The organism is Aestuariispira ectoiniformans, assembly GCF_025136295.1.
In the GTDB taxonomy this organism is placed as follows: domain Bacteria; phylum Pseudomonadota; class Alphaproteobacteria; order UBA8366; family Aestuariispiraceae; genus Aestuariispira_A; species Aestuariispira_A ectoiniformans.
In genome coordinates this window covers 1663478-1688463 of the sequence record NZ_CP062788.1, presented here as the reverse complement: position 1 = coordinate 1688463, position 24986 = coordinate 1663478, and the positions used below count along the sequence as shown (strand labels likewise).

The window sequence follows — 24986 nt, the reverse complement described above, 5'->3', positions numbered from 1 at the left end:
CCCCTTGTGCCCATAGCGCGATTCCCCGTCACCGGGCAAACCCGCATCAATCCCTAGAACATCTGTTTCGGGTCAAAAGTGAAGTTGATCACCTGCCACACATCGTATTTTCCAGGTGGCAATTCCAGCGGGCTGCTTTTCAAAACTGCCGTACGCGCGCTACGTGAAGCCGCCGCCCAGAAGGGATTACTGGATTCGCCGTTGTCCACGATCTGCACACTGCGTACGGACATGTCGGGGTTCACCAGAACCCGCAACCGCACAATCAGGTTTTCCGCGTCTCTTGCCCCTGGTTGAATGTTCCAGTTGCTGGCGATCTGTTGTTTGACCGCATCCATCTCACTATCCGTCAGACGTTGGCCCATCTGCGGCTTGCGGTCATCCTTACGTTTTGGCTGATTGTCTTTCTTCAGGGCCTTTGCCAAAGCTTCCTCGAGGCTGACCGCTTTTTTCGGCTCCTCTTTCTTCTTCGGCTTATCCTGTGTCTTCGGCGTGCGCGGCTTGTCTTCCAGTTTTTCAACGGTTTTCAGGACCGAACTGAAATCATCGCGCGGCGGCTCCTTCGGCTTGGCCGCAGGATGAGGCATCTTCACAACCGTCTTCGGTTTTTCCACCGGTTTCGGTTCGGGCTTCTTGGGTTCCGGCTTTTTCGGCTCGAGTTCCTTGGGTTTCTCGACCGGAATGGGTTCCACTTCCGGTTCCGGCTCAGGCTGTGCCTTGGGCTCCGGTTTCACCTCCTCGGGTGCAGGCTCAGGCTTGGGAGCCGGAGGTGTCGGCTTTGGCGGCGGAGCCTTTGTCGGTTTCGGCTGCGGCTTGGGAGCCTCCGGCTCAGGTTCCGGCACTGTGTCTTCAATGTCCGACACGATCTCCACCTCAACCGCAGGCGGTGGAATGTCGATCGGGTCCGGTTTCCAGAAAGGCAGGCCAAAGATCGCCACGACAATGACGGCCACATGAAACAAAGCTGAGACGATCAAGGAAACGCGCATGCCGCTTCGAGCCTATTTCTGTCCGGGCAACTTGGCCAGAAGCGCCACTTTCTTGAAGCCGGCCGCACTGACCTGGCCCATGACCTCCATCACCTTGCCATAGGCGATTTCCTTGTCACCGCGCACGAAGATACGGATATCCGCATTGTTTTCGGTAATCGCCTGCAGGCGTGGCACAAGGTTCTCCAGTTCGATCGCAGTTTCCTGGATATAGATCTTGCCGTCTTTATTGACCGTGAGGACCAGCGGTTCCTCGCTGTCGGTGAGTTGGGCCGCCTTGGTCTTGGGCAGATCGACCGGAACTCCCACAGTCATCAGCGGTGCAGTTACCATAAAGACGATCAGCAACACCAACATCACGTCGACCATGGGGGTCACGTTAATCTCAGCCATTGGCGTATAACGGCGGCGTCCACCGTAACGGCGACTGTTTCCACCCATCATCGAGGCACCCATGGCGATCAGCCCTCGTCCAGTTGGCGGGAGATAATGGAGCTGAACTCCTGGCTAAAGGATTCCAGGCGGTTTCCGAAACGCCCCAGGTCGGTGGAGATTTTGTTATAGGCAATGGTCGCCGGAATTGCAGCGACAAGACCCAGGGCCGTCGCAAACAGGGCCTCGGCAATGCCCGGTGCCACAACAGCCAGGCTGGTTTGCTTGGTCGCCGCAATGCTGGCGAAACTGTTCATGATGCCCCAGACCGTCCCGAACAAGCCGACAAAAGGAGCCGAAGACCCGACCGACGCCAGGAAAGGCAAATAGCGTTCCAACTGGTCCATTTCGCGGGACAGGGTCACCTGCATGACACGTTCGATCCGCTCGTTCAGGCTGACACCGGAGGAGCCGTTCAGACCACGAGAGGCAGACCGGCGCCATTCGCGCATGGCGGAAGAAAAGACCGAAGACATGGGATCGGCGGGATACTGACCAACGCGCTCATACAGATCGTCCAGCGACCCGCCGGACCAGAAAGCATCTTCAAAGCGATTCGCCAGGCGGCGTAGCTTGCGCAGCTTCATCAGCTTTTCGATAATGATCGCCCAGCACCAGACAGAGGCAAGCACCAACGCAATCATCACCAGTTTGACGATCCAGTCTGCCTGCCAAAACAGGCCCATGATCGACAATTCATGGACCTCCATCGCCCCGGCGAGGCTAACCGTATCCATCGCTGCTTGTTCCATTCCTGTCTTCCCTGCTTTCCTAATCCGTCAGCAATTCTTCAAATGCGGCTGCACCCGTTCCAGTATCTCCGCCGGGATTCGACCTGGCCGGCCATCCTGGTCGATGCAGGCCAGTTTGACCTTTACCGTCACCAGCAACTCGTCATCGCGCATGATCTGTTGCTCCATGGCCATGCTGGCGCCGCGCAAATCAGAGACCCGCGTCCGGATGGTCAACAAATCATCCAGCCGCGCGGGCCGGCGATAATCCGCCTCACAACGACGCACGGCAAACATCAACCCGTGGTCGCGGGTCATGCGGCTGTGGTCGTATCCCAAATCGCGCAGCATTTCAGTCCGGGCCCGTTCGGCAAATTTCAAATAGTTGGCGTAATAGACGATGCCACCGGCATCCGTATCTTCGTAATAAATCCGTGTGGCAAAATTATGGACAGAACCGTCAAGCATCATCCGGTTCCCCAGAATTCAGAAGATCAAGCTGTTCTTTGGCGGATTTCGGCGCTTCCAGACCGATATAGCTCCACCCCTGCGGCGTCAGCATCCGGCCACGGGGCGTACGCTGCACAAGCCCCTGCTGGATCAGGAAGGGTTCCACCACCTCTTCCAGCACGTCACGCTCGTTGGCAAGTGCCGCGGCAAGCGTCTCGACGCCAACCGGCCCGCCGCCATAGTTTTTCGCCATGCAGGAAAGGTAACGGCGATCCATCTTGTCCAACCCGCGCGGATCGACATCCAATCGCTGCAAGGCCGCATCGGCCGCAGCCGCATCGACCACGTCGTCTCCCGCAACGGCGGCAAAGTCACGCACACGCCGTGTCAACCGGCCCGCCACGCGCGGCGTGCCACGGCTGCGCCGGGCAATTTCACGCGCCCCGTCGTCCGCCAGGTTCATGCCCAGCAGCCGGCCATTCCGGGAGACAATATAAGTCAGTTCATCTTCCGTGTAGAAATTCATATGCAACGGGATGCCGAAACGCTCACGTAGCGGCGTGGTAATCAGACCCGCACGCGTCGTTGCCCCGACCAGGGTGAACGGCGGCAGGTCGATCCGCACAGAACGCGCCGCAGGCCCTTCCCCGATAATCAGGTCCAACTGGAAATCCTCCATCGCCGGGTAGAGGATTTCCTCTACAGCCGGGTTCAGACGATGGATTTCATCGATGAACAACACATCACGCGGCTGCAGGTTGGTCAGCAGCGCCGCCAGATCGCCCGCCTTGGCAATGACCGGGCCGGAGGTTGCTCGAAAACTGACCCCCAGTTCATGGGCAACGATCTGCGCCAGTGTGGTTTTACCCAGGCCGGGCGGTCCATAAAACAGGGTGTGGTCCATGGCGTCGCCGCGTTTGCGCGCCGCTTCAATAAAGACTGACAGATTCTCACGAACCGCTTTTTGTCCGATGAAGTCGGACAGCATCTGCGGACGGGTGGAGCCTTGCTCCGGCCTGTCACCCTGCTTTTCGGAAGGGTCAACTACACGGTCTTCCATCTGCCCCTCACTGGCTCAATTCCTGGAGGCCCGCACGGATCAGCTCCCCGACCTGCGCGTCACCTCCCAGGCGGCTGCTGGCCTTGGCAACGGCACTGAAAGCCTCTGTGCGCCCATAGCCCAGATTGATCAGGGCGGAAACCGCATCGTCGGAAACTGTGTTGGCGTTGGCGGGGGCCGCTGCCGTCTCACCCGCACCGTCAGCGAGTGCTGCACCACCCAGCGAGAAACCGCCGACCTTGTCTTTCAATTCGCTGACGATACGTGCGGCCAGTTTGGGGCCAACACCATTGGCTTGCGTAATCGCCGTCTTGTCCTGGGCGGCAACGGCCTGCACCAGTTGATCAGGGCCCAACACAGAAAGAATTGCCAGGCAAACCTTTGCCCCGACGCCCTGCACCGTGGTCAGCAGACGGAACCAGTCCCGCTCGGCAATAGCCTGGAAACCGTACAAATGAATATGATCTTCGCGGACATGGGTTTCGATTTCCAGGCGAACCGCCTCACCCTGCCCCGGCAATTGCCCCAATGTCCGGCGCGAACAAAAGACAAGATAGCCGACGCCGTTGACATCGATTACCGCCCAGTCTTCACCGACATTATCGACCAGCCCCTTCAACACCGCAATCATGCGCGCCCCCGACCTGTTGAAATATTCTGCGCCCAATGCTGCTGCGTCCCGGCCCGATGGCCGTGGCAAATCGCAACGGCCAACGCGTCCGCGGCGTCTTCCGATTTCGGATTGCAGCCGGGCAACAGCGTGCGCACCATCATACCAATCTGATCCTTGGTCGCCGCCCCGGTCCCGACCACCGCCTGTTTTACGGACTTGGCGGAATATTCGGAAACCGGAATCCCATAGAGAGCCGGCGCAAGCAGCACGACACCGCGCGCATGCCCCAACTTCAATGTTGAACTGGGATTCTTGTTCAGAAAGGTTTCTTCGACAGCGGCATCATGCGGCGCATGATGTTCCAGAATCTGCATGAGCGCGTCATGCAGCGCCTTCAAACGATCAGCCAGCGCCCAATCGGCCTTTGGACTGACAACACCGGAGGCCACGAAGGACAGACGGTTTCCGTCCGTTTCGATAATACCCCATCCAGTATGGCGAAGTCCCGGGTCCAAGCCGATTAAGCGCATAACCAATCCTCGCAGGCCTTAGCCTGCGAGTTTCTCCATGACGTCGTCCGCCACGTCAAAGTTGGCCGTTACGTTCTGAACGTCGTCATTGTCGTCCAGAGCGTCCAGGAATTTGAACAGGCTTTCGACTTTATCCTCGTCGACCGGCACCAGGTTCTGCGGCTTCCAGGCCAGCTTGCAGCCTTTCAGATCGCCGAATTTGGTTTCCAGTTCACCAGCGACCGCATGAAGATCATCGGGCTGGCAGATGATCTCGTGACCATCTTCGCTGCTGGAAACGTCTTCCGCGCCTGCTTCCAGGGCTGCTTCGAAAACGGTGTCGTTATCACCGACTTCGGTCGGCAACAGGATTTCACCAACGCGGTCGAACATGAAGGCAACGGAGCCGGATTCACCCATGCTGCCGCCTGCCTTGTTGAAAATCGCGCGGATATCCGCAGCGGACCGGTTGCGATTGTCCGTCAACACATCGACGATAACCGCGATGCCGCCCGGGCCGTAACCTTCATACCGGATTTCCTCCAGCGTATCCGCCTCGTCACCGCCAGCGCCTTTCTTGATGGCGCGTTCGATGTTGTCCTTCGGCATGGACTGAGATTTCGCAGTCGCGATTGCCAGACGCAGGCGGGAGTTGGAATCCGGGTCCGGACCACCCATTTTGGCGGCGACCATGATTTCCTTACCCAGCTTGGCGAAGAGACCGGCGCGCTTTTTATCCTGCGCGCCCTTACGATGCATAATATTCTTAAACTTGGAATGACCTGCCATGAGACTGACCTTCTACTTAACTCTCGACACAATAATCCTATGATTTCTGTTGGCTTCTAGCCATCACCAGCGTTTTTACTAATGAATTCCGGATTGTCGATTCTTTTAATATGATTCGCCGATCTTCACAGCCCCAATTCAGGCAGACTTCGCATTATTGCGGCTTACTAGGCAGTCAATATGGCGAGATTAGGGCCATACGCCATGACAAAGTTCCCCTTCTTTGCGCGTTATGCCGCAGCGAAAAAATGAAGCCACCAAGACATTTACGGGAATTTTAATACTTTACTCTCGTTAAAGTTTCATATATAGCTAGCAGTTAGAGAGACAAAACGAATTCTGGTCGTTTGTCTTGCAATTTTGCCTTCAGAGATTGGCCTCGAGACAGAGTTGCGTAGACATCCCGGTAACCAGTTTGGGGGGCCTGCATGACTGCCGATCATCTATATAGGGATAAGGCGATTTTGCGCAACGCAGGCATGATACCTGCGGCGTCCCCCCTCCCATTTATCCGAATTGTCCGTTCACCTGCCCTGCGTGTGGACGGCAATAATGCCGCAAGCCCGACTGTTTGGATCTCAACCCGAAACAGCCGCCTTGCTGGCATTGCAAGGTCCCCTTCGCAAATCGTGTCGGCTGCGGGTGAGGTTGCAGTCGCCGGAAGAGGACCTCGGCCGGCGGTCTAACCCACGCCGCCGACCATCTTGTACCCCATACTGGCCTCTAACTGTTACCCGTCGTCTTAACAGACGACGGGCTTTTTTTGTTGAAAAGCAAGAGCAGGGCGTTTGACCTAAAGCGGCCAGGCCGCGCGCAGCGGGCCACCGACGCGGATTGGCGCCACATGGGTTGCAAGGCCACTGCGGGCATCGGTTTCCACATAGACACCGCAAAGAGTGCCCTCGCCTTCCGCAACAGACAGCCGGGGTTTCGGAATGCGGCCCGACATACGCGCCACCGCGTCTTCCTTGTTCATCCCGATCACTGAATCATAGGTTCCACACATTCCCGCATCCGTCTGATAGGCAGTACCGCCCGCCAGAATATGCGCGTCAGCCGTCGGCACATGCGTATGCGTCCCGACCACCAGCGACGCACGGCCATCGCAATAATGACCGAAGCCGTATTTCTCACTGGTGGCCTCTGCATGGACATCGACCAGCACCGCATCAAAACCGCTGTCACCGGGCGCGCCATCCGGCAAAAGCCGGTCCAGGCTTTCATAAGGATTGTCCAAAGGCTCCATGAACAGGCGGCCCATGATATTAACGACCAGAATACGATGACCCGACGGCGTATCGTAGAGAATGCTGCCCTTGCCCGGAGAGCCCGCCGGGTAGTTGTCCGGCCGGATGATGCGGTCATCCTGTTCCATAACAGGGATGATTTCCGCCTTGTCGTAGACGTGGTTTCCGGTCGTAATCACATCGACCCCGGCCTCGAAAAGCTCCTTGCAGATCTTTTCCGTCAGGCCAAATCCGTGGGCCGCATTCTCACCATTGGCGATCACGCAATCGAGGTTCAGTTGTTCGCGGATGCGCGGCAGGTTGCCCGTGACGACGTCACGCCCCGGTTTGCCGACCACATCTCCCAGGAATAAGAACTTCATGGGCGAATCACCTCTTGCTCCGTTACGACCATGTCCAAAGGCTGGTCCAGGTTATCATGCGGCACAGCTTCCACTTCCTGCGCGGAATAGGCCACACCGACGGCCAGCACCTTCTTCTGTTCCCGCAGCATCTGCAGCGAGCGGTCGTAGAAACCACCGCCATAGCCCAGACGATAGCCTTTGCGATCAAAGGCCAGCATGGGGACCAGCAGGATATCCGGCGCATGTTCAGGCGCGCTGTCCGCCGGGGCGACCGTGCCAAAGCTTTCCTTGACCAGCGGATCACCAACCATCCACTGGCGGAAGACCAGCGGCTGATCATTGCCGACCACACAAGGCAACACGATCAAATGGCTTTCGTCGGTCAACCGCGCCAGCATGGGGCGCAGGTCCAACTCGCTTCCAATCGGCAGGAAACCGGAAACCACCGAACCCGCCTTAGGTGACGCCGCACGGAGGAAATGGTCCGTAATCTGGCCGATGGCAGAGCCGTCATCCTTTTGGGCCGCTTCTTTCCGACGCAACGAGGCTTCTTTCCTGGCTTGCTGTTTGATCTCGGCCAGATCCATTGCGCACCTCTCTATCATCCGGGGCCGGGCCCGCGGCAATCATTCAATCCATAAATAAATCAATAAGGACGCAGCCGCGCCTGCCGTGTCTGTATCTGTATCCTCCGGAGCCTGGTAAACCAGGTGGGCACCGCGATATCGAGGCCTAAACCTCAACAGAGGCAGTTCCCTAGAGGAAAGATTGTAGCCCCCGGGATAGAAACAGCTCACGCACAGGGCAGCATACGCCCTGCCCTTTAATTAGGATGCCTCAAGCCTTGCTGCAATAGTTTCCAGCCGTTCAGACAGCCGATCCAGCAATTCTGCGGTATCATCCTCCGCCACACCGGCATTTTCTGCATTTTGCGAAGCCATGGCCGCGCCTTCCTGACGCGCACGCTCCACCTGCGCTTTTGCCTCGGCAAGTTCGTCGGCAAACATCAGTCCCGCCATAAGCATGAGGCGAGCCTCGCCAACCTGCCCGACCGCACCGACAAGCTGATCGACGCGTTTTGCGATTTCAGAGCCCAGGTTCTGCAACTGTGCCTCCTGGCCGTCATCGCAGGCCACGGTGTAGACACGATTGTTGATGGTAAGGTCGACCTGGCTCATGCCTTTTCCTCCGCCAGCACTTTGGACAACCGAAGCAGCGCACCTTCAAGGCGGCTGGACACTTCATCAGTCAGCCTTGCAAGCGCCTCGTGGTCCTCTTTCAGGGCGTCATGGGCCTCCGCCAGGTCTTCCGTCCTGGCCTTTTCCCCACGCAATTCCCCAAGATCTATAGTCTTTTCCGCCACCGCTGCTTCCAGGCGTGACAGGGCATTTTCCAGACGGGCGCGCGACTGTTCCAAACGACTCATATTCGTAGCTGACTTTCACTCGATCGATTTACTGAATAGGATATCGATATTGGCAAATTTTGTCGAAAAGTAGGCGCATCTGATACGCCGGTCAATGCCCGCCCTCGGGAGAAGATATGTCTTTTTTCCCGCACGGCTAAAGAATCCGTTGACCTTACGGGCGTAGAATTGCATTTTGCGCGCGCCGTGTAATAGCCCGATGGGCCTTTTGGATATCCAAGAAGGATCGTGACGATCGCTTCTCTTTTTTTACGCGAGAACCGGAAAACTCATGTCTTCAGCGAATCATAAGGATATGTCCAACGCAATCCGTGCGTTGGCAATGGATGCAGTACAACAGGCGAAAAGCGGCCATCCTGGCATGCCCATGGGCATGGCGGACGTCGCAACGGTCCTGTTCAGCAAATTTCTGAAATTCGACCCTGCCAAGCCACATTGGCCGGACCGCGACCGCTTTGTCCTGAGCGCCGGTCACGGGTCGATGCTGCTTTATTCGCTGCTCTATCTGACCGGCTATGAAGACATGACGCTGGAGGAAATCAAGAATTTCCGCCAGTTGGGCGCCAAGACCGCCGGCCACCCGGAATTTGGTCACGCCACCGGCATCGAAACCACCACCGGGCCGCTGGGCCAGGGCATTGCCAATGCCGTCGGCATGGCGCTGGCTGAGCGTCTGCTCGCCGCCCGCTACGGCGATGACGTGGTCGATCATTACACCTACACCATTGCCGGTGACGGCTGCCTGATGGAAGGCATCAGCCACGAAGCCATCTCCATGGCGGGCCACCTGAAGCTGGGCAAGCTGGTTGTCCTGTTCGATGATAACGGCATCACCATCGACGGCTCTACCGATCTGGCAGTATCCGATGACCAACTGGCCCGCTTCAAGGCCAGCGGCTGGGATGTCCAGGCCATCGACGGCCACGACCCGGCAGCCATTGAGGCAGCCATCGCCCAGGCAAAAACCACGGACACGCCGTCCCTGATCGCCTGCAAGACCACCATCGGTTTTGGCGCACCGACCAAGGCGGGCAAATCCTCCTGCCACGGCGCACCGCTGGGCCCGGATGAGATCGCCGGTGCCCGTGAGGCGCTGGGCTGGCCGTATGGTCCGTTCGAAATCCCCGAAGAGGTCCTGGCGGCATGGCGTGCCGTCGGTGTGCAGGGCCAGGCACCGCGCAAGGCCTGGGAAGAAACCCTGTCCGCGAAGGACAGGGACCTGCAGGAAACCTTCTGGCGCGGCCAGGCCGGTGAACTCCCGGAAGGCTGGTCGGAAGCCGTGAATGCCTTCAAAAAGCAGACCTCGGAAGAGCAGCCGAAACTGGCGACCCGGGTTTCCTCTCAGAAGACGCTGGATGTGTTGAGCAAGGCCATTCCGGAAATGCTGGGCGGCTCTGCCGACCTGACCGGCTCCAACAACACCAAAGCTGAAGGCATGAAACCGGTAACCCCGGATGACTTCAGCGGCTCTTATGTTTATTACGGCGTGCGTGAACACGGCATGGCAGCAGCCATGAACGGCATCGCGTTGCATGGCGGCCTGATTCCTTACGGCGCGACCTTCCTGGTCTTCACCGACTATTGCCGCCCGTCGATCCGCCTGTCCGCGCTGATGAAACAGCGTGTGGTCTATGTCATGACCCATGACAGCATCGGTCTGGGCGAAGACGGCCCGACCCATCAGCCGGTGGAACATCTGTCCGCCCTGCGCGTCATCCCGAACCTGAATGTCTATCGCCCCTGCGATACGGTGGAAACGGCTGAAACCTGGGCCATGTCCCTGGAGACCGAAGAAACGCCATCGGTTATGGCGCTCACCCGTCAGGGTCTGCCGACCCTGCGCACAGAGCACACCGAAGACAACCTGGTTGCCCGTGGGGCCTATGTCCTGCGCGATGCCGAAGGTGGTGACCGCAAGGTGACGCTGATGGCCAGCGGTTCCGAAGTTGAGATCGCTGTTGCCGCCCGCGAAAAACTGCAGGCGGAAGGCATTCCGACGGCAGTCGTCTCCGTTCCCTGCATGGAACTGTTCGACGCCCAGGACGCCGCCTACAAGAATGACGTCCTTGGTCAGGGCGTAAGGGTCGCCGTAGAAGCGGGCCTGCGTCAGAGCTGGGATAAATATCTGGGACTGGATGGCGGTTTTGTCGGCATGACCGGCTTTGGCGCATCTGCCCCGGCACCTGCTCTTTACGAGCATTTCGGCATAACCGCCGATGCGGTGGTCTCCACCGCGAAAGAACGACTCTAGACGATCAAAATAGAGGCGCCGGCAAACGGCGCCCATTTTTTTATTCACGCAGGTTTTATATCGTAGACGGAGGAAAACATGGCTGTTCGGGTCGCGATCAACGGTTTCGGTCGGATCGGTCGCCTGGTGCTGCGCGCCGCGCAGGAACTGGGCCGCAACGATCTGGAATTCGTTGCTATCAACACACCGGGTTCCATCGATAGTGCATCCCACTTGCTGCAGTATGACAGCGTCCATGGCCGGTTCCAGGGCGAAGTCACCAAAGGCGGCGATTGGCTGGATATGGGGAAAGGCAAGATCCAGGTAACCAGCCATCGTGATCCGCATAATGCACCGTGGAAACAATTGGGCGTCGATGTGGTTCTGGAATGCAGTGGTCATTTCAACACCAAGGAAAAAGCGTCTTCCCATATCGACGCTGGCGCGAAACGCGTTCTCGTCTCCGCCCCGGCAAAAGATGCCGACCTGACGGTGGTTTATGGTGTGAACCATGAAAACCTCAAGCCGGAACACCGGGTCGTCTCCAATGCTTCCTGCACGACGAACTGCCTGGCGCCGGTCGCCAAGGTTCTGCAGGACACCATCGGCATCGAACGTGGTTTCATGACCACGATCCACGCCTATACCGGCGACCAGCGTATCCTGGACAACTCCCACAAGGACCTGCGCCGTGCCCGTGCGGCCGGTATGTCCATGGTGCCGACCACGACAGGAGCCGCCAAGGCCGTTGGTCTGGTCCTGCCGGAACTGGCTGGCAAGCTGGACGGGTCTTCCGTTCGCGTGCCGACCCCGAATGTTTCGATCGTCGACCTGAAATTCGACGCCGCGCGCGAAACATCCATCGAGGAAATCAACGAAGCCATGAAAGCCGCGGCTGCAAGCAGCCTCAAAGGCGTTCTGGCGGTCAATGACCTGCCGCTGGTTTCCACCGATTTCAACCACCACCCGGCAAGTTCCATCTTCGACCTGACCCAGACACAGGTCAGCGAAGGCCGCTTGGTGCAGGTCATGTCCTGGTATGACAACGAATGGGGCTTCTCCTGCCGTATGCTGGACACCGCCGCAACGATGGGCATGCTGGACTGATCCTTTAAAAATTCAGCCCGCTGAATGCAGGAAATCCCCGCCTCGCGCGGGGATTTCTGTTTAAAAACCCCTTCAACCTGTGCGATTCATCACTCCACAAGACGAAACATCTGTGTTATAAGCTGGGGTGTCAGAAGAATCTGGCAAGCTATTTGCTTATAGTAAATCACCACGCAATGGGCCAGAAAGGCGGAGAATTCAGGTGATTAACCCGATCAACCCTTACGGATCAGCCTCCGGCGTTACGACGCTGTTGAGCCGTGCCTTGAGCAAATCGAAACCCGGTGAGTTCAAGCCGAAGCAAACCGCGACGATCAACATTCAGGCGACGTTGGACAACGCCAAGCTGAACGCAAGCCGTCAGCAGATTTTCCGTTCGGCCCTGAACCGTCTTGAAGGTATCCGCCAGGGACTGATCGAACCATCCGCAGAATGGGAAACCACGGCAGGCTACCTGCAACTGACCGGGCAGCCTTTCAAGCTCTATATCAACGAGCAAGGCCAGTTGGAAACCATTGCCCAGCGCGAGACCCCCCTGCCGGACCACAACACCGCACAGCAGGAAAAAATCGCAAGATCCCTGGAATCGTTGGACGAGTTGACGAAAGTCGTCGACCTCAAAGACAAGAAGGCGGAATTGGGCGGTAAACTCGCCTACGGCGTCGTGCGCATTCTGGAAATGGAAGCACATTCCCCGGCGGAAGAAACCTGGGAAAAATCTTTCCAGCTTTATAAAGAACGGGGAGAGCCGGTAAAACTTGCCCTCGATGCAAACGGGGAACTGACCGTTGTTAACCAGCTCGATCACGATTTCTCTGACGTGGAAAATGTGGACGACCGCCTGAAGCTTCTGGCCGCGCGCGACAAGCTCGACCGTATCTTCAAAGGCGTCAGTTCCGCCACTGAAACCTGGGAATATGCGGCCATCGGCTATCATGCCGACAAGGACGACTTTTTCCTGGACCTGAATGACGATGGCGATGTCGTCGTTCGCAGCAACGCGCTTCGCGATCCCACGACGGGCCAGGTATCCACCAAGAATGTTTTGCCGGACTTCCTGAAGATTACCGACGAGGACGACCCGACCACTTCGGCACAATGGCAGGAAGACGCCCTGGCGCTTTACGGGCAGAAAAAAGGCTTCTATCTCGATTTCGACTCCACCGGGAAAAATATCGTTGCCCGGGAACTGTCAGTCGTGAATCTGACGGGCCTGAACAAGCCGAAGAGCATGGATTCCGAAATTCTGGCGGCCCGGCTGTCAATCCTGGCTTAACGCACGCCCTGCTGCCTTATCCCGCCTCCAGGGCGCGTATGAGATTTTCAATCTCTGTCGAGATTTCAGGCGGCGACAGGTCTATGCCTTTGCTCATCTCTTCGATGCATTTCTGCAGGACGGCAATCCGGGCCCCCTTTTTTGATTCGGCCGGGATAATCTGCCAGGGCGCATTCCCTGTGGAGGTTTTCTCCAGCATATCCTCTATCGCCTCCGCGTAGATGGGCCGCAATGAGCGGTTGTGGAAATCCGCCTCTGTCAGTTTCCACCGTTTGACCGGGTCCTCAAATCGCTTGATGAAACGCGAGGCCTGCTCCTCTGCCGAGACATGCAGGAAAAATTTGATAATCAATACGCCATCGTCGGTCAGCATCCGTTCGAATTCATTGATCTCCTCATAGGCGCGATGCCATTCCTTTTCGGTGGCGAGCCCCTCGACCCGCTCCACCAGAACCCGGCCATACCAGGACCGGTCGAAGACTGCCATACATCCAAGTTCCGGCAGGCGTTGCCAAAAACGATAGAGATAATGGTGGTCCTTCTCCCGGCCTACCGGGGCGGCAATCGGCCAGACGCGGCACATCCTGGGGTCGAGATAATGCACCAGACGCTTTATGCATCCCCCCTTGCCTGCCGCATCCCAGCCTTCGAAAAGGATGATCGTGCGATGGCCGCCGCGAAATCGCGCCAGATGCACCGCCATCAGTTCACGCTGCAGTTTCTGCAGATCCTTGGCATAATCTTTTCCCCCGTATCCGACGCCCAGATCGACGGCATCCAGATGCTTCGTCTTTGCCATATTCTTCTTTTCCTCTCACCTGCGGTCACTGCGCGGTTGCGGCTGGTACAGTCGCCCGAAATCGGATAAGCAGAACACTTGATTCAAGTCCGGAGCCAATCGTCACCATGTCTGACAGCATCGCCACCCAGCTTTATCTGATCTCGCCGCCCAAGTTTGACCCGGACGGCTTCGCTGCTCAACTGAAAGAAGCGGTCGCGAACGATATTGTCACCTGTTTCCAGTTGCGCATGCCCGGCGTAAGCGAAGCCGAACTGGCTGAGACCGCACGCCGGCTTGCGCCGATCTGCTGGGACCATGATGTGGCTTTCCTGCTCTGTGACCATGTCGACCTCGTCAAGGAGCTCAAGCTGGACGGCGTACATCTGGAAGGCAACGTCAGCGAACAGGCCGTTAAAGAGGCTCGCAAGTCCCTGGGCGAGGAACAGTCGATTGGCGTCTCCTGTTTCAGTTCCCGCCACATTGCCATGCTGGCAGGTGAAGCCGGTGCGGATTATGTAAGCTTCGGCCCCATCTTCGATAGCGCCACAAAGGACATGGATGCAGACCCGGACGCCCTGGAGGCTTTGCGCTGGTGGGCGGTAATGATGGAACTGCCTTGTGTTGCTGTCGGCGGGCTTACACCGGATAACTGTAGCGACTGTGTCACCCGGGGAGCAGACTTCCTCGCTGTTGTCTCCAGCATCTGGAACCACCCTGAAGGCGCAGGGACCGCGGTCAAGGCATTTGAAAAGACCATTACCGGCGCTACGTCCTGAGCACAAGGCAGCCAAAAGCGCGGTTCCGCTTGTCCTATAGCCTAATAAGGGTTATAGAGACGCCGATTTTTGCGGATTCTATTCCTGAAACAAATTGGTGGTTCCTATGAAGATTGACGGTAACGCCATTCGGCCCGGCAACGTGATCGAACATAACGGCCGTCTGTGGCGCGCAGTAAAAACGCAGCATGTGAAACCCGGCAAGGGCGGCGCATTCCTGCAGGTTGAACTGAAAGACATTCGCGACGGCACCAAACTGAACGAACGCTTCCGCTCATCCGAGACGATCGAGCGCGTCCGTTTGGAGCAAAAGGATTACCAGTTCCTGTTTGCCGATGGCGAAGACTATACCTTCATGGACCAGGAAACCTATGACCAGATCACCCTGAACGTGGATCTCGTCGGTGAAGAACAGGCGAAATTCCTGCAGGACGGTATGGTTGTCACCATCGAATCCTTCGAAGAGGAACCGATCAGCGTAATGCTGCCCGATACAGTCGTGATGGAAGTGGTCGAGGCCGACGCCGTCGTCAAAGGCCAGACAGCCTCTTCCTCCTACAAACCGGCTGTGGTCGACAACGGTGTGCGCGTTATGGTCCCGCCCTATATCGAGACCGGCACAAAGATCGTCGTGAACACCGCCGACGCAACTTTCGTAGAGCGTTTCAAGGGCTAAACCGAAAAACAACGATGGCTGTGCGGTTGTTTTCTGCGCAGCCATAACTATTTGTCCTTGGGACAGGTCCGAACAGAAGAAGAAGATAGAAGAGCCATGATTGTCCGCTCCGCAGCACTGAATGTAATGACCAAGGCCGCCGAAAAGGCGGGCCGCGCGCTGGTTCGCGACTTCGGTGAGGTCGAACAGCTCCAGGTGTCCCGCAAGGGACCCGCTGACTTCGTATCCTCCGCCGACCGCAAGGCGGAGCGCATCATCCGCGAAGAACTGCAGAAAGCACGCCCGGAATACGGCTTCCTGATGGAAGAAGGCGGAGAGATCGCCAGCGATGACGAACACCGCTTCATCATCGACCCGTTAGACGGCACGAGCAACTTCCTGCACGGCCTGCCGCATTTTGCGGTTTCCATCGCGCTTGAGAAAAAAGGCGAAGTCATCGCCGGCGTCATCTATGACCCGGTGAAGGACGAGCTGTTCTGGGCGGAAAAAGGCAAAGGCGCTTTCTTGAACTCCCGCCGCCTGCGCGTTTCCGCGCGCGCGCGCCTGTCCGACAGCATTTTCGCCACCGGCATCCCCTTCATGGGAATGCAGGAAGGCGAAGGCCATCAGCTTTTCCTGCGCCGCCTCGAAAAGGTCATGGGGAAAACCGCAGGCGTACGCCGTTGGGGTGCTGCGGCATTGGACCTCGCCTATGTCGCCGCCGGTCGCTATGACGGCTTCTGGGAACGCGGGCTGAACCCGTGGGATGTTGCCGCGGGCCTATTGATGGTCAAAGAGGCCGGTGGTTTCGTCACCGATGCCCAGGGCCGTCAGTATAAGTTCAAGTCCGAAGACTTGGTTGCTGGCAACGATAAAATTCATAAGAGTTTGCTAGATCTTCTGCGCAGCGCGAAGTAAAGCGCCCACGTTATTCTTAGTCCTACGTAAGAAAAACCGACAGTGGACTGTTGTCGGCAGTTCAGTGCTGGGTTATGCTTCGCGCGGTTTGGGAGAAAACCGGCTGCTTCGTCATAATGTTGTGATATAAGCAGTTTATCGGGGGTCTAATAATAATAACCAAGTACGGTAGCAGCATGTCCGTCGCGAAACGATTAATGGCAGGAACTGGGGTCGCCCTTTGCGCAGGGTTGATCCTGATGAATTCCGGTGCATTGGCGCAAACCAAATATTATACCGGCACCGCCACCTATGACGATTCGGTCACAGTGGATCTTCAGGCGCTGGAAAAATTGGGCAGCCCGCCGAATCTGCCACAGCTTTTGCGGCCAGCAACACCATCGACGGCCAGGCCTTCCGCCCGCCCGCAGCCTGCACCGTCAGCCTCCGGGCCGGTCAGCAGCATGACAGCGCCCTCGGATGGGCCACCCGTCTCTTCCCTGCTCACGCCTGGTGGCACGCCGACGCAGCAGCCCGCGGCCACCGCTCCCCGCCCCGCACCGTCAAAGCCTAAAGCGGCAGCCCCTGCAGCCCAACCGGCCGCACCGGTGAAGAGCGAGAGCAAACAGGCACAAAAGGCAGCGCCGCTGCCGGCCAAGGAAGAACCGGCCGTTGCGGAGACCAAACCGGCACCGGCAGAGCAGCCGAAGGAAACACCGAAACCGGCGGTCACGGCAGAAGCAGACAAGACACCTGCTGAACCGGTGAAGGACATGGCGGACAAGAAGGTTGCCGATGAGGCCCCTGCCGCCAAGCCTGAACCCACGCCGATGCCGGACGAAGATACTGTAAAAGACCAGATCGATACGCCAACCGCCTCCGCCCAGTCGGATGAGAATGCAGTTCCGGAGCCAGAAGAAAAAGCTGTGACGATGGCGGAACCGGAAGCTCCCGCACCGGAGCCGGCCGCGCAGCCCGAAATTCAGCCGGAAGCAACAACAGCACCGGAAGCCACCGCACAACCGGAAGAGCCGGAAGAAGATGTTGCCATGATTGATCCCGATGCGGTGATCATGGGCGACGACCGGACCACCATCAAATTCCCGGAAGGCGTGTCTGACCTGCCGAAAGGCGTGCGTGGTGCGCTAGACAAAATCGCCAAGGACATGGACGCCAACCAGGACCAGCGACTGCAACTGCTGGGCTATGCGGTCACCCCCGGCGAATCACCCAGTCAGGCCCGCCGGATTTCCCTGTTCCGGGCCCTGTCTGTGCGGACCTATCTGATGAAGCAAGGCGTACGCAGCACGCGTATGGACGTACGCGCCCTGGGGGACAAGATCGAAGGCGGTCCGCCCAACCGGGTCGACATCGTTATTCCGAACTAGAGAGACCATGTTTCCGCCGCATTTCCGTGTAACTCACAAGAGACGGGTGCTGCGCGCCCACTGCTGAGCAATTGGAGGATATCGTGACCCGGCCGACCCGCTTTTTGCTAACCATGGGATTGTTCCTGCTAGTAATCGTTGTCGGTGTAGGGGTCACCTATTCCAGGCTGATCGACGCCTTTCTGGCCAACAGCTTTCTGAACGGCGTAATCCTTGCCACCTTGTTTATTGGTATCGTCCATGCCTTCCGCACCGTGGCGACGCTGAACAAGGAAATCACCTGGATTGAATCCTTTCGCAATACCAACCCCGGCGCGCCGCGCCCCAGCGGACAGCCGCCCCGCCTGATGGCGTCCGCAGCCACACTGCTGAGCGAGCGCAGTTCCCGCAGTGGCGAACTGCACATCTCGACAACAGCCATGCAGACCCTGCTGGACGGTATTGCCACCCGTATGGACGAAGCACGGGAGACCACACGCTATATGGTCGGTCTGCTGGTTTTCCTCGGCCTTCTGGGCACATTCTGGGGCCTGATGCAGACCATCAACAGTGTTGGCGACGTCATCAGCAATCTGCAGATTGGTGGCGATGGCGGAGATGTCACCGAGGGCTTTGCCGCCCTGAAACAGGGATTGCAGGCCCCGCTTAGCGGCATGGGCACGGCCTTCAGTTCGTCTCTCTTCGGCCTTGCAGGCTCGCTTATCCTGGGCTTTCTGGCATTACAGTCGGGTCAGGCACAGAACCAGTTCTATCAGAATTTCGAAGACTGGCTTTCCAGCCTTACCCGCCTGACCGGCGGCAGCAGCTTTGGCGAAGGTGATCAGCCGGTACCGGCCTATATCCAGGCCTTGCTGGAGCAAACCGCCGACAGCCTGGAACGCCTGCAACGGACCATGGCGCGCAGCGAGGAAGGTCGGCTGACGGAGCAGGACAGCCTCAACGCCCTAACGCAGAAACTGTCAGCGCTCGCCGATTCCATGCGGGTGGAACAGGACCTGATGTTGAAACTGGCCGAAAGCCAGCAGGACCTGAAATCCACCCTGATCCGCCTGGCCGAAAACCAGACCAGTGGCGGGATCGATGACCAGACCCGCAATCACCTGCGAAACATGGATACCTATCTTGGCCGCCTCGTCACCGACCTGCCGAGGGGCCGCAACGAAAGCGTACAGGAAATTCGTAGTGAGATCCGGTTGCTCGCCCGCACCATTGCTGCGCTCGCCGAAGGCGGCGAGGCCTGAGAGGAAACAGCAGGCAGAAACGTACAGGCATGCGGATTGAGTAAGGAAGGACGCTGACATGGCCCTCGCGAGGCGCAACAGAAACGACCAAAATATCTGGCCTGGTTTTGTCGACGCCCTGGCGACCCTCCTCATGGTTGTCATTTTCCTGCTGATGATCTTCGTCATCTCCCAGCTTTTCCTGAATGATGCCCTTGTGGGCCGGGACCGCGCCCTCGACCGCCTCAACAACCAGATCAGCGAACTGGCAAACATGTTGAGCCTGGAACAGGCCTCAAACGACGAACTGCGTTCCAACCTAGAAAGCGTCTCAGAAGAATTGCGCGCCTCGCTTGCCAAGCGTGAAAACCTTGAGGCACAGCTTGCCAGCCTTCGTGCCGACCGCGACACGGCCCTGGCGGAGGTGGATGAAAAATCGTCCCAACTTGGAAAGGTCCGCGCCGAACTGGAGGATGCCTATAAGGTTGTCGACGCCAGCAAGGAAAAGATCAAAACCCAGTTGGGCAAGCTCGCGGAACTGCAACATCAGGTCGAGGCCCTCGAAGCACTGAAGGAAGAACTGCAATCCAAACTGGCAACGGTCAGTGAGGAAAGCAAAGCCAAGCTCGCCGCTGCAGATGAGGAAATCATGGCCGCACGGGCCGAAGCGGCGCTGATGAACAAGCAGATGAAGGAACTGAAAAACCAGCTTGCGGAACTGAACCGTCTTCTGGATATCTCTGAAGAGCGGGACCGCAAGGCCAAGGCGCAAATCAAGGCGCTGGGCGAACGCCTGAATATGGCATTGGCCAGCAAGGTGCAGGAACTGGCCAAATACCGAAGCGAATTCTTCGGCCGTCTGCGTAAAATTCTGGGTGGACGCAAGGATATCCAGATCGTTGGTGACCGTTTCGTGTTCCAGTCCGAAGTCCTGTTTGCTTCGGGTTCGGCGGAACTGGGCACTGTCGGCAAGGCCAAACTCGCGCAACTGGCCCAGACCCTGAACGAAATTTCTCAAAATATTCCGAGCGAAATCAACTGGATCCTTCAGGTGGAAGGACATACGGACGCCGTGCCAATCGCCTCCAGCCGCTTCCCTTCCAACTGGGAACTGTCGACCGCACGGGCGATCTCCGTTGTGAAATACCTGCGTGAAAACGGTATTCCGGCCAAGCATCTTGCCGCGACAGGTTATGGCGAATTCCAGCCCCTGGACCCGCGTAATGACGAAATTGCCTATCGCCGGAACCGCCGGATCGAATTGAAACTGACGCAACGTTAGCAAAACCAACAGATTCCGGTTGCGCCGTAGGGCTGCTTCCGTTACAACGCCGCGATTATGAATTTTACTGACACGTTGCAGCCCATCGGCGCGACGGTTGCTGGAGAGAAAAAATGAAAGCCGACATCCACCCGGAATACCACGAAATCACCGTCGAAATGACCGACGGCACCACCTACGTTACCCGCTCCACCATGGGCAAGGCGGGCGACGTACTGAAGCTGGACATCGACCCCAAGTCTCACCCGGCTTGGACGGGTGGCGAGCGTCGCCTGCAGGAAGGCGGCCAGTTGGCACGCTTCAACAAGCGCTTCGAAAGCTTTGGCCTGAAGTAAGACAGTCTTCCAGCCAAGTTTCAAAGGGTCCGGTCTTTCCGGGCCCTTTTTATTTGCCTTAAATTTCAAAAATTGCAGGATAATTGACTAAAAAAGACGCATAAAAAAAACTTTCATTAACAATCTATTGGCATAGTCTACTCACTAATCCCGACCATCCGCGGAATGGGATTTAGGGAAAGTACGGCCTGGCTGGCTCATAAAACAGACAAAACCTGCCCGGGACGTATAGGAATTGGGAGACAATTTTTATGCTGCGTGGTTTGACGAATCTTAAGATTTCACAAAAGATTCCGCTGCTCGTAATTGGTTCGGTACTTGTTTTAGGATTGGCTTTGGGGCTGGCTGGCGTCTTGCAGGCACAATCACTCGCCCATCAATCAAACCAGGACAAACTGTCAGGCGTTCTGTCCGCCAAGAAGCAGGCGATCAGCGACTATCTGGAAGGCGTTTCCGCCGACGTCCACTCTCTTGTCACCAACAAGACCGTGACGCTGGCAATCTCACGCTTTGCCAGGGCTTATGGAAAGCTCAAGGATAACGCCACCACAGAATTGCAGCGCCTTTATATCGACGAAAACCCGAACCCGGACCACCGCGAACTCTATAAAGGCGGTGACGACAAGTCGGACTACACGAACAAGCATATCCGCAACCACGCCTGGTTCTCCGACCATACCCTGGCCCAGGGTTTTGACGATCTGTACCTCATCGATGACGAGGGCAATGTCGTCTACTCCGTCTTCAAGCGGCCCGATTTTGCAGAAAACATCATGACAGGGCAGTTCAAGGACAGCGGACTGGGAGAGGCCTTCCGCGCAGCCGCCAAACTTGAGGAAGGCCAACAGGTTTTCATCGACTATGAACCCTATGCCCCAAGGGGCGGAGAGCCAGCCGCCTTTCTTGCCGAGCCGATCTTCACCAATGGCCGCTACAAAGGGGTCCTCGCAATCCAATTGCCGGTCAGCAGGCTGGACAGTGTGATGCAGAATGTCGTCGGTCTGGGTGAGACAGGCGAAACATACCTGGCCGGTACGGACGGCCTGTGGCGCAGTAATTCGCGCCTGTCCGACGAACCTTCCTTCATGAAATTCAAGGTGATCCCCGCCGTCACAGAAGCCATCAAGGCGGGCGAAAGCGGCTCTGACACCTTCACGAACCCGGTTGGCGTCCAGGTGCTGGCGGCTTTTGCGCCTCTGGACTTCCTGGGGCATCGCTGGACCGTTGTCGCCTCACAGGCCGAAGAGGAAATCGGCGCACCGGTGCGTGAGATGCAACTGGTCATGCTCATTATCACGGTCGCCCTGCTCGCCATCATCGTGATCGTGGCTATTCTGGTATCAAAGGGTATCACCCGGCCCCTCACGGCGATGACCGGCGCGATGGAGGAGCTGGCAGAAGGTGGTCTCGATGTGGAAATTCATGACCAGAACCGACAGGACGAAATCGGTGCAATGGCCAAGGCCCTGATGATCTTCAAGGAAAACGCCGCCGAACGCCGCCGCCTGCGTGCCGAACAGGAAGCAGAAGCTGCGGAGCGTGAGAAACGCGCCAAGGCGCTGGACGATCTGGTCAGCAGCTTTACCCTCGCCATGCAGCAGGCGGTTGAGGCCGTCGGCCAGGCCGCGACCTCTATGACGGAAACGGCAGAAACGCTCTCTGAAACGGCGCAGGATGCGGACCGTCAGGCCCGCGAAGCCGCCAACGCATCTACCAGCGCCTCGGAGAATGTCCAGACTGCGGCGGCCGCCGCAGAGGAACTTTCCGCCTCAATCCACGAGATCAACCAGAATGTCTCACAATCCACCAGCATGTCGTCCCGCGCCTCCAACCAGGCCCGCGATACCAACAAACAGGTAGCAGGGCTTGTAGAGACCGCAGAACGGATCGGCGAAGTGGTCAACCTGATTTCAGACATCGCCGAACAGACCAATCTGCTGGCGCTCAACGCCACAATCGAGGCGGCCCGCGCCGGTGATGCAGGCAAGGGCTTTGCCGTGGTCGCCACAGAGGTGAAATCCCTTGCCAGTCAGACGGCCAAGGCGACGGAAGAAATCTCGCAGCAGGTCTCCGGCATTCAATCCGCGACCGATATGTCCGCCAAGTCCATCCGCGAGATCAGCGATATGATCAGCGAGCTGGATTCGATTGCGACCTCCATTGCCTCCGCCGTGGAGGAACAGGGGGCCGCCACCCAGGAGATTGCCCGCAATGCGCAGCATGCCTCCGGCGGCACCAGCGCGGTTTCGCAGAATGTGACAGCGGTGTCCGAAGCGGTCGCCCAGACCAACGATGCCGCCTCCAGCGTTCTGGAATCCGCCAATGCCCTGGCACAACAGGCCCAGGTCATGCAGCAGGAATTGCAGGATTTCGCCGCGAAGATCAGATCAATCTAAGCATTACGAAAAACTTACAAGTTGTAAAAGCGGGTCTTGAAAGCTCAAGGCCCGCTTCTTACATCGTAATTTGTAAGGGCGCCGATAATCGGGCCTGAACGTTAGAACGCAACGATTGGCACCTTTGCCTGTTGGGAAGGTGCGGTAAGTATCGCTCAGATGAGGAGAACTACTTATGCGTGAATTTGATTTTTCGCCTCTTTTCCGGTCGACGGTCGGCTTTGATCGCATGGCCCGCCTGCTGGATAATATGGCAAGTGAAAATACCTCCAGCTATCCCCCCTACAATATCGAAAAGCTGGACGACGACAGCTACCAGATTTCCATGGCGGTCGCCGGGTTCTCAGAGGCAGACCTGAATGTAGAGATTCAGGACAACCAGTTGAAGATTACCGGTCGCCATGACAACGGCCAGGATGCGGAAAAGGAACGTGTTTTCCTGCATCGCGGCATCGCAGAACGTGCTTTTGAACGGCGCTTTTCGCTGGCGGAATTCATCAAGGTCGAGGGCGCAAAGCTGGAAAACGGCCTGCTGCATGTCAAACTGACCCGCATTGTGCCGGAAGCGAAAAAACCGAGAAGCGTTCCGATCTCGAACGGCGACAGCCAGAAGGCTATCGAGAATAAGTAACTAAACTCCCTCTCCCCTCCCCTGTCCTTATTGGGCGCGCTCCCCGGCGCGCCCATTTTCTTTGACAAAGTTTTTCTTGGCCAAAGGCTCATAAATCCTCACTTGCGCAGATCAGCACACCGCGCCACATTGGCAATAGTTTAAGCATAAAATACAAGGCGCTGGCGATGTTAACGCTTTACGACTACCGACCATCCGGAAACGGTTACAAAGTGCGGTTGCTGTTACGGCTTCTGGGTCATTCCTACCGCTATGAGGAAGTTGATATTCTGGCCGGCGCCACCCACACGGATGAGTTCCTGTCCAGAAACCCCGCAGGCAAAATCCCAATGCTTCTGCTGGAAGACGGGCGCTCGTTACCGGAATCGGGTGCGATCCTCTTCTATCTGGCGGAAAACACGCCCTTCCTGCCCGAAGATACCTTTGACCGGGCACAGGTTCTGCGCTGGATATTTTTTGAGCAATACAGCCACGAGCCTTATATCGCCGTCGCACGCTTCTGGCGCTCCATTGCAGGCATGACGCCGGAACGCGAAGCGGCTCTGCCGGAAAAGATGGAACGTGGTTATGCGGCTCTGGACGTCATGGAAATACATCTGCGCGATCATGACTGGTTTGTCGGACAACGCTGCAGCATCGCCGACATTGCGCTTTACGCCTATACCCATGTGGCACCGGAAGGCGGTTTCGACCTGACAGGTTATCCCGCAATCAACGGCTGGATGGAACGCATCTCTGCCCTTCCCGGTTATGTTACCATTGACGCCGGATAGAAGAGGGAACGCCATGACACGAAAAATCTGGGACATCAGCCCCGCCATCCGGCCCGGCATTCCCGTCTGGCCCGGCGATACGGACTACAGCGAAAGCCGCACCTGGGAACTGAACGACGAATGCCCGGTGAATGTGTCGCGCTTTGCCATGTCCACCCATACAGGTGCCCATGCCGATGCCCCGTTCCATTATGATGCCAACGGGGCGGCCATTGCCGATGTGCCGCTGGATTATTATCTGGGCGCCGTTCAGCTTTTTGATGTCCGTGACTTTGACGGGCCGGTTCTGCCCGCGCATTTCGCCGACCATCTGCAGATCGGGGTGAGCCGTGTGCTGTTCCGGACCTACGACAAAGCACCGGTCGACCAGTGGGACGAAAGGTTCAAGGCCATCGCCCCGGAGACCATAGAGGCGCTGGCACAACGCCATGTGAAGCTGGTGGGCACGGACACCCCCTCGCTCGACCCGCAGACCTCCAAGACCATGGATGCCCATCACGCCGTGCGCAGCGCGCAGATGGCGATTCTGGAAGGCCTGGTCCTGGATAATGTTCCCGCAGGTGTTTACGAGTTGATCGCCCTGCCCCTGAAACTCGCCAATCTGGATGCGGCCCCGGTTCGCGCCATCCTTCGTTCGCTTGAGGACTGA

27 protein-coding genes and 1 other RNA gene are annotated in these 24986 nt (G+C 57.6%); 14 read left to right on the top strand and 14 right to left on the bottom strand.

From position 1 onward, the window contains the following. Positions 1 to 53: 53 nt before the first annotated feature. The 13 genes from tolA to IF205_RS08045 form a co-directional block, all read right to left on the bottom strand. Positions 54 to 989, bottom strand: coding sequence for a cell envelope integrity protein TolA (gene tolA / locus IF205_RS08105; protein WP_259782786.1), 936 nt, complete (start codon positions 987 to 989; stop codon positions 54 to 56). A 12-nt stretch (positions 990 to 1001) separates the two neighbouring features. Beyond that, positions 1002 to 1445 carry a protein TolR gene (gene tolR / locus IF205_RS08100; RefSeq protein ID WP_259782785.1) on the bottom strand — a complete coding sequence of 148 codons (444 nt, stop codon included), beginning with the start codon at positions 1443 to 1445 and terminating at the stop codon, positions 1002 to 1004. Between the two features lie 5 nt (positions 1446 to 1450). Further along, positions 1451 to 2173, bottom strand: coding sequence for a protein TolQ (gene tolQ, locus IF205_RS08095; protein ID WP_259782784.1), 723 nt, complete (start codon positions 2171 to 2173; stop codon positions 1451 to 1453). Between the two features lie 27 nt (positions 2174 to 2200). Then, positions 2201 to 2623, bottom strand: coding sequence for a tol-pal system-associated acyl-CoA thioesterase (gene ybgC, locus IF205_RS08090; RefSeq protein ID WP_259782783.1), 423 nt, complete (start codon positions 2621 to 2623; stop codon positions 2201 to 2203). Then, positions 2613 to 3662 carry a Holliday junction branch migration DNA helicase RuvB gene (gene ruvB / locus IF205_RS08085; RefSeq protein ID WP_259782782.1) on the bottom strand — a complete coding sequence of 350 codons (1050 nt, stop codon included), beginning with the start codon at positions 3660 to 3662 and terminating at the stop codon, positions 2613 to 2615. Before ruvB ends, ybgC begins: the two co-directional genes overlap by 11 nt. A 7-nt stretch (positions 3663 to 3669) precedes the next feature. Beyond that, positions 3670 to 4293 (bottom strand): Holliday junction branch migration protein RuvA, encoded by a 624-nt coding sequence (ruvA, locus tag IF205_RS08080; protein ID WP_259782781.1) that lies wholly within the window; start codon positions 4291 to 4293, stop codon positions 3670 to 3672. Further along, a complete protein-coding gene (ruvC, locus tag IF205_RS08075; RefSeq protein ID WP_259782780.1) occupies positions 4290 to 4805 on the bottom strand; it encodes a crossover junction endodeoxyribonuclease RuvC in 516 nt (171 codons plus the stop codon). Before ruvC ends, ruvA begins: the two co-directional genes overlap by 4 nt. A gap of 18 nt (positions 4806 to 4823) precedes the next feature. Further along, positions 4824 to 5573, bottom strand: coding sequence for a YebC/PmpR family DNA-binding transcriptional regulator (locus IF205_RS08070; RefSeq protein WP_259782779.1), 750 nt, complete (start codon positions 5571 to 5573; stop codon positions 4824 to 4826). A 793-nt stretch (positions 5574 to 6366) separates the two neighbouring features. Continuing rightward, entirely contained in the window at positions 6367 to 7182 is an 816-nt protein-coding gene (locus IF205_RS08065) for a TIGR00282 family metallophosphoesterase (protein WP_259782778.1), read from the bottom strand. Beyond that, positions 7179 to 7751, bottom strand: coding sequence for a 5-formyltetrahydrofolate cyclo-ligase (locus IF205_RS08060; protein WP_259782777.1), 573 nt, complete (start codon positions 7749 to 7751; stop codon positions 7179 to 7181). Before IF205_RS08060 ends, IF205_RS08065 begins: the two co-directional genes overlap by 4 nt. 67 nt (positions 7752 to 7818) lie before the next feature. Beyond that, a non-coding RNA gene (gene ssrS / locus IF205_RS08055) (6S RNA) lies at positions 7819 to 7978 on the bottom strand. A gap of 13 nt (positions 7979 to 7991) precedes the next feature. Beyond that, positions 7992 to 8342, bottom strand: a complete 351-nt coding sequence (locus tag IF205_RS08050) for a cell division protein ZapA (RefSeq protein WP_259782776.1) — start codon at positions 8340 to 8342, stop codon at positions 7992 to 7994. Beyond that, on the bottom strand, positions 8339 to 8590 hold the full coding sequence (locus tag IF205_RS08045; RefSeq protein ID WP_259782775.1) for a hypothetical protein: 252 nt from the start codon (positions 8588 to 8590) through the stop codon (positions 8339 to 8341). The genes IF205_RS08050 and IF205_RS08045 overlap by 4 nt, the downstream gene beginning before the upstream one ends. A gap of 271 nt (positions 8591 to 8861) precedes the next feature. Here IF205_RS08045 and tkt point away from each other — a divergent pair, with 271 nt between their 5' ends. The 3 genes from tkt (at position 8862) to IF205_RS08030 (ending at position 13203) form a co-directional block, all read left to right on the top strand. Then, entirely contained in the window at positions 8862 to 10841 is a 1980-nt protein-coding gene (gene tkt / locus IF205_RS08040) for a transketolase (protein ID WP_259782774.1), read from the top strand. Between the two features lie 78 nt (positions 10842 to 10919). Beyond that, complete coding sequence (gap, locus tag IF205_RS08035) at positions 10920 to 11927, top strand: type I glyceraldehyde-3-phosphate dehydrogenase (protein ID WP_259782773.1); 1008 nt, start codon at positions 10920 to 10922, stop codon at positions 11925 to 11927. 202 nt (positions 11928 to 12129) lie between these two features. Further along, positions 12130 to 13203 carry a hypothetical protein gene (locus tag IF205_RS08030; RefSeq protein ID WP_259782772.1) on the top strand — a complete coding sequence of 358 codons (1074 nt, stop codon included), beginning with the start codon at positions 12130 to 12132 and terminating at the stop codon, positions 13201 to 13203. Between the two features lie 16 nt (positions 13204 to 13219). Here the strand turns inward: IF205_RS08030 and IF205_RS08025 are convergent, their stop codons facing one another. After that, positions 13220 to 14002: a polyphosphate kinase 2 family protein gene (locus tag IF205_RS08025; protein ID WP_259782771.1), complete on the bottom strand. Its 783-nt coding sequence runs from the start codon at positions 14000 to 14002 to the stop codon at positions 13220 to 13222. 107 nt (positions 14003 to 14109) lie between these two features. Here IF205_RS08025 and IF205_RS08020 point away from each other — a divergent pair, with 107 nt between their 5' ends. The 11 genes from IF205_RS08020 to kynB all read left to right on the top strand — a co-directional run bounded on the left by IF205_RS08020 (position 14110) and on the right by kynB (position 24986). After that, positions 14110 to 14760, top strand: a complete 651-nt coding sequence (locus tag IF205_RS08020; protein ID WP_259782770.1) for a thiamine phosphate synthase — start codon at positions 14110 to 14112, stop codon at positions 14758 to 14760. 106 nt (positions 14761 to 14866) lie between these two features. Next, positions 14867 to 15436: an elongation factor P gene (efp, locus tag IF205_RS08015; RefSeq protein WP_259782769.1), complete on the top strand. Its 570-nt coding sequence runs from the start codon at positions 14867 to 14869 to the stop codon at positions 15434 to 15436. A gap of 96 nt (positions 15437 to 15532) precedes the next feature. Further along, positions 15533 to 16333 (top strand): inositol monophosphatase family protein, encoded by an 801-nt coding sequence (locus IF205_RS08010; protein ID WP_259782768.1) that lies wholly within the window; start codon positions 15533 to 15535, stop codon positions 16331 to 16333. Positions 16334 to 16530: 197 nt separating this feature from the next. Further along, the gene (locus IF205_RS08005) at positions 16531 to 17700 is read left to right on the top strand and encodes an OmpA family protein (RefSeq protein ID WP_259782767.1); all 1170 of its coding nucleotides are present in this window, start codon (positions 16531 to 16533) and stop codon (positions 17698 to 17700) included. An 83-nt stretch (positions 17701 to 17783) separates the two neighbouring features. Further along, complete coding sequence (locus tag IF205_RS08000; RefSeq protein WP_259782766.1) at positions 17784 to 18941, top strand: MotA/TolQ/ExbB proton channel family protein; 1158 nt, start codon at positions 17784 to 17786, stop codon at positions 18939 to 18941. Positions 18942 to 18999: 58 nt separating this feature from the next. Then, the gene (locus IF205_RS07995) at positions 19000 to 20202 is read left to right on the top strand and encodes a peptidoglycan -binding protein (RefSeq protein WP_259782765.1); all 1203 of its coding nucleotides are present in this window, start codon (positions 19000 to 19002) and stop codon (positions 20200 to 20202) included. Between the two features lie 113 nt (positions 20203 to 20315). Beyond that, the gene (gene rpmE, locus IF205_RS07990; RefSeq protein WP_259782764.1) at positions 20316 to 20537 is read left to right on the top strand and encodes a 50S ribosomal protein L31; all 222 of its coding nucleotides are present in this window, start codon (positions 20316 to 20318) and stop codon (positions 20535 to 20537) included. A 251-nt stretch (positions 20538 to 20788) separates the two neighbouring features. After that, positions 20789 to 22933: a methyl-accepting chemotaxis protein gene (locus IF205_RS07985; RefSeq protein WP_259782763.1), complete on the top strand. Its 2145-nt coding sequence runs from the start codon at positions 20789 to 20791 to the stop codon at positions 22931 to 22933. A gap of 175 nt (positions 22934 to 23108) precedes the next feature. Next, positions 23109 to 23564, top strand: coding sequence for an Hsp20 family protein (locus IF205_RS07980; protein WP_259782762.1), 456 nt, complete (start codon positions 23109 to 23111; stop codon positions 23562 to 23564). 167 nt (positions 23565 to 23731) lie between these two features. After that, positions 23732 to 24337, top strand: coding sequence for a glutathione S-transferase family protein (locus tag IF205_RS07975; protein WP_259782761.1), 606 nt, complete (start codon positions 23732 to 23734; stop codon positions 24335 to 24337). 13 nt (positions 24338 to 24350) lie between these two features. Further along, positions 24351 to 24986, top strand: coding sequence for an arylformamidase (gene kynB, locus IF205_RS07970; protein ID WP_259782760.1), 636 nt, complete (start codon positions 24351 to 24353; stop codon positions 24984 to 24986).

What these genes read in the sequence shown, in the direction of transcription:
- tolA (WP_259782786.1), bottom strand. Translation starts at nt 989, where the DNA reads ATGCGCGTTTCCTTGATCGTCTCAGCTTTGTTTCATGTGGCCGTCATT.
- tolR (WP_259782785.1), bottom strand. Translation starts at nt 1,445, where the DNA reads ATGGGTGCCTCGATGATGGGTGGAAACAGTCGCCGTTACGGTGGACGC.
- tolQ (WP_259782784.1), bottom strand. Translation starts at nt 2,173, where the DNA reads ATGGAACAAGCAGCGATGGATACGGTTAGCCTCGCCGGGGCGATGGAG.
- ybgC (WP_259782783.1), bottom strand. Translation starts at nt 2,623, where the DNA reads ATGATGCTTGACGGTTCTGTCCATAATTTTGCCACACGGATTTATTAC.
- ruvB (WP_259782782.1), bottom strand. Translation starts at nt 3,662, where the DNA reads ATGGAAGACCGTGTAGTTGACCCTTCCGAAAAGCAGGGTGACAGGCCG.
- ruvA (WP_259782781.1), bottom strand. Translation starts at nt 4,293, where the DNA reads ATGATTGCGGTGTTGAAGGGGCTGGTCGATAATGTCGGTGAAGACTGG.
- ruvC (WP_259782780.1), bottom strand. Translation starts at nt 4,805, where the DNA reads ATGCGCTTAATCGGCTTGGACCCGGGACTTCGCCATACTGGATGGGGT.
- IF205_RS08070 (WP_259782779.1), bottom strand. Translation starts at nt 5,573, where the DNA reads ATGGCAGGTCATTCCAAGTTTAAGAATATTATGCATCGTAAGGGCGCG.
- IF205_RS08065 (WP_259782778.1), bottom strand. Translation starts at nt 7,182, where the DNA reads ATGAAGTTCTTATTCCTGGGAGATGTGGTCGGCAAACCGGGGCGTGAC.
- IF205_RS08060 (WP_259782777.1), bottom strand. Translation starts at nt 7,751, where the DNA reads ATGGATCTGGCCGAGATCAAACAGCAAGCCAGGAAAGAAGCCTCGTTG.
- IF205_RS08050 (WP_259782776.1), bottom strand. Translation starts at nt 8,342, where the DNA reads ATGAGCCAGGTCGACCTTACCATCAACAATCGTGTCTACACCGTGGCC.
- IF205_RS08045 (WP_259782775.1), bottom strand. Translation starts at nt 8,590, where the DNA reads ATGAGTCGTTTGGAACAGTCGCGCGCCCGTCTGGAAAATGCCCTGTCA.
- tkt (WP_259782774.1), top strand. Translation starts at nt 8,862, where the DNA reads ATGTCTTCAGCGAATCATAAGGATATGTCCAACGCAATCCGTGCGTTG.
- gap (WP_259782773.1), top strand. Translation starts at nt 10,920, where the DNA reads ATGGCTGTTCGGGTCGCGATCAACGGTTTCGGTCGGATCGGTCGCCTG.
- IF205_RS08025 (WP_259782771.1), bottom strand. Translation starts at nt 14,002, where the DNA reads ATGGCAAAGACGAAGCATCTGGATGCCGTCGATCTGGGCGTCGGATAC.
- IF205_RS08020 (WP_259782770.1), top strand. Translation starts at nt 14,110, where the DNA reads ATGTCTGACAGCATCGCCACCCAGCTTTATCTGATCTCGCCGCCCAAG.
- efp (WP_259782769.1), top strand. Translation starts at nt 14,867, where the DNA reads ATGAAGATTGACGGTAACGCCATTCGGCCCGGCAACGTGATCGAACAT.
- IF205_RS08010 (WP_259782768.1), top strand. Translation starts at nt 15,533, where the DNA reads ATGATTGTCCGCTCCGCAGCACTGAATGTAATGACCAAGGCCGCCGAA.
- IF205_RS08005 (WP_259782767.1), top strand. Translation starts at nt 16,531, where the DNA reads ATGGCAGGAACTGGGGTCGCCCTTTGCGCAGGGTTGATCCTGATGAAT.
- IF205_RS07995 (WP_259782765.1), top strand. Translation starts at nt 19,000, where the DNA reads ATGGCCCTCGCGAGGCGCAACAGAAACGACCAAAATATCTGGCCTGGT.
- rpmE (WP_259782764.1), top strand. Translation starts at nt 20,316, where the DNA reads ATGAAAGCCGACATCCACCCGGAATACCACGAAATCACCGTCGAAATG.
- IF205_RS07985 (WP_259782763.1), top strand. Translation starts at nt 20,789, where the DNA reads ATGCTGCGTGGTTTGACGAATCTTAAGATTTCACAAAAGATTCCGCTG.
- IF205_RS07980 (WP_259782762.1), top strand. Translation starts at nt 23,109, where the DNA reads ATGCGTGAATTTGATTTTTCGCCTCTTTTCCGGTCGACGGTCGGCTTT.
- IF205_RS07975 (WP_259782761.1), top strand. Translation starts at nt 23,732, where the DNA reads ATGTTAACGCTTTACGACTACCGACCATCCGGAAACGGTTACAAAGTG.
- kynB (WP_259782760.1), top strand. Translation starts at nt 24,351, where the DNA reads ATGACACGAAAAATCTGGGACATCAGCCCCGCCATCCGGCCCGGCATT.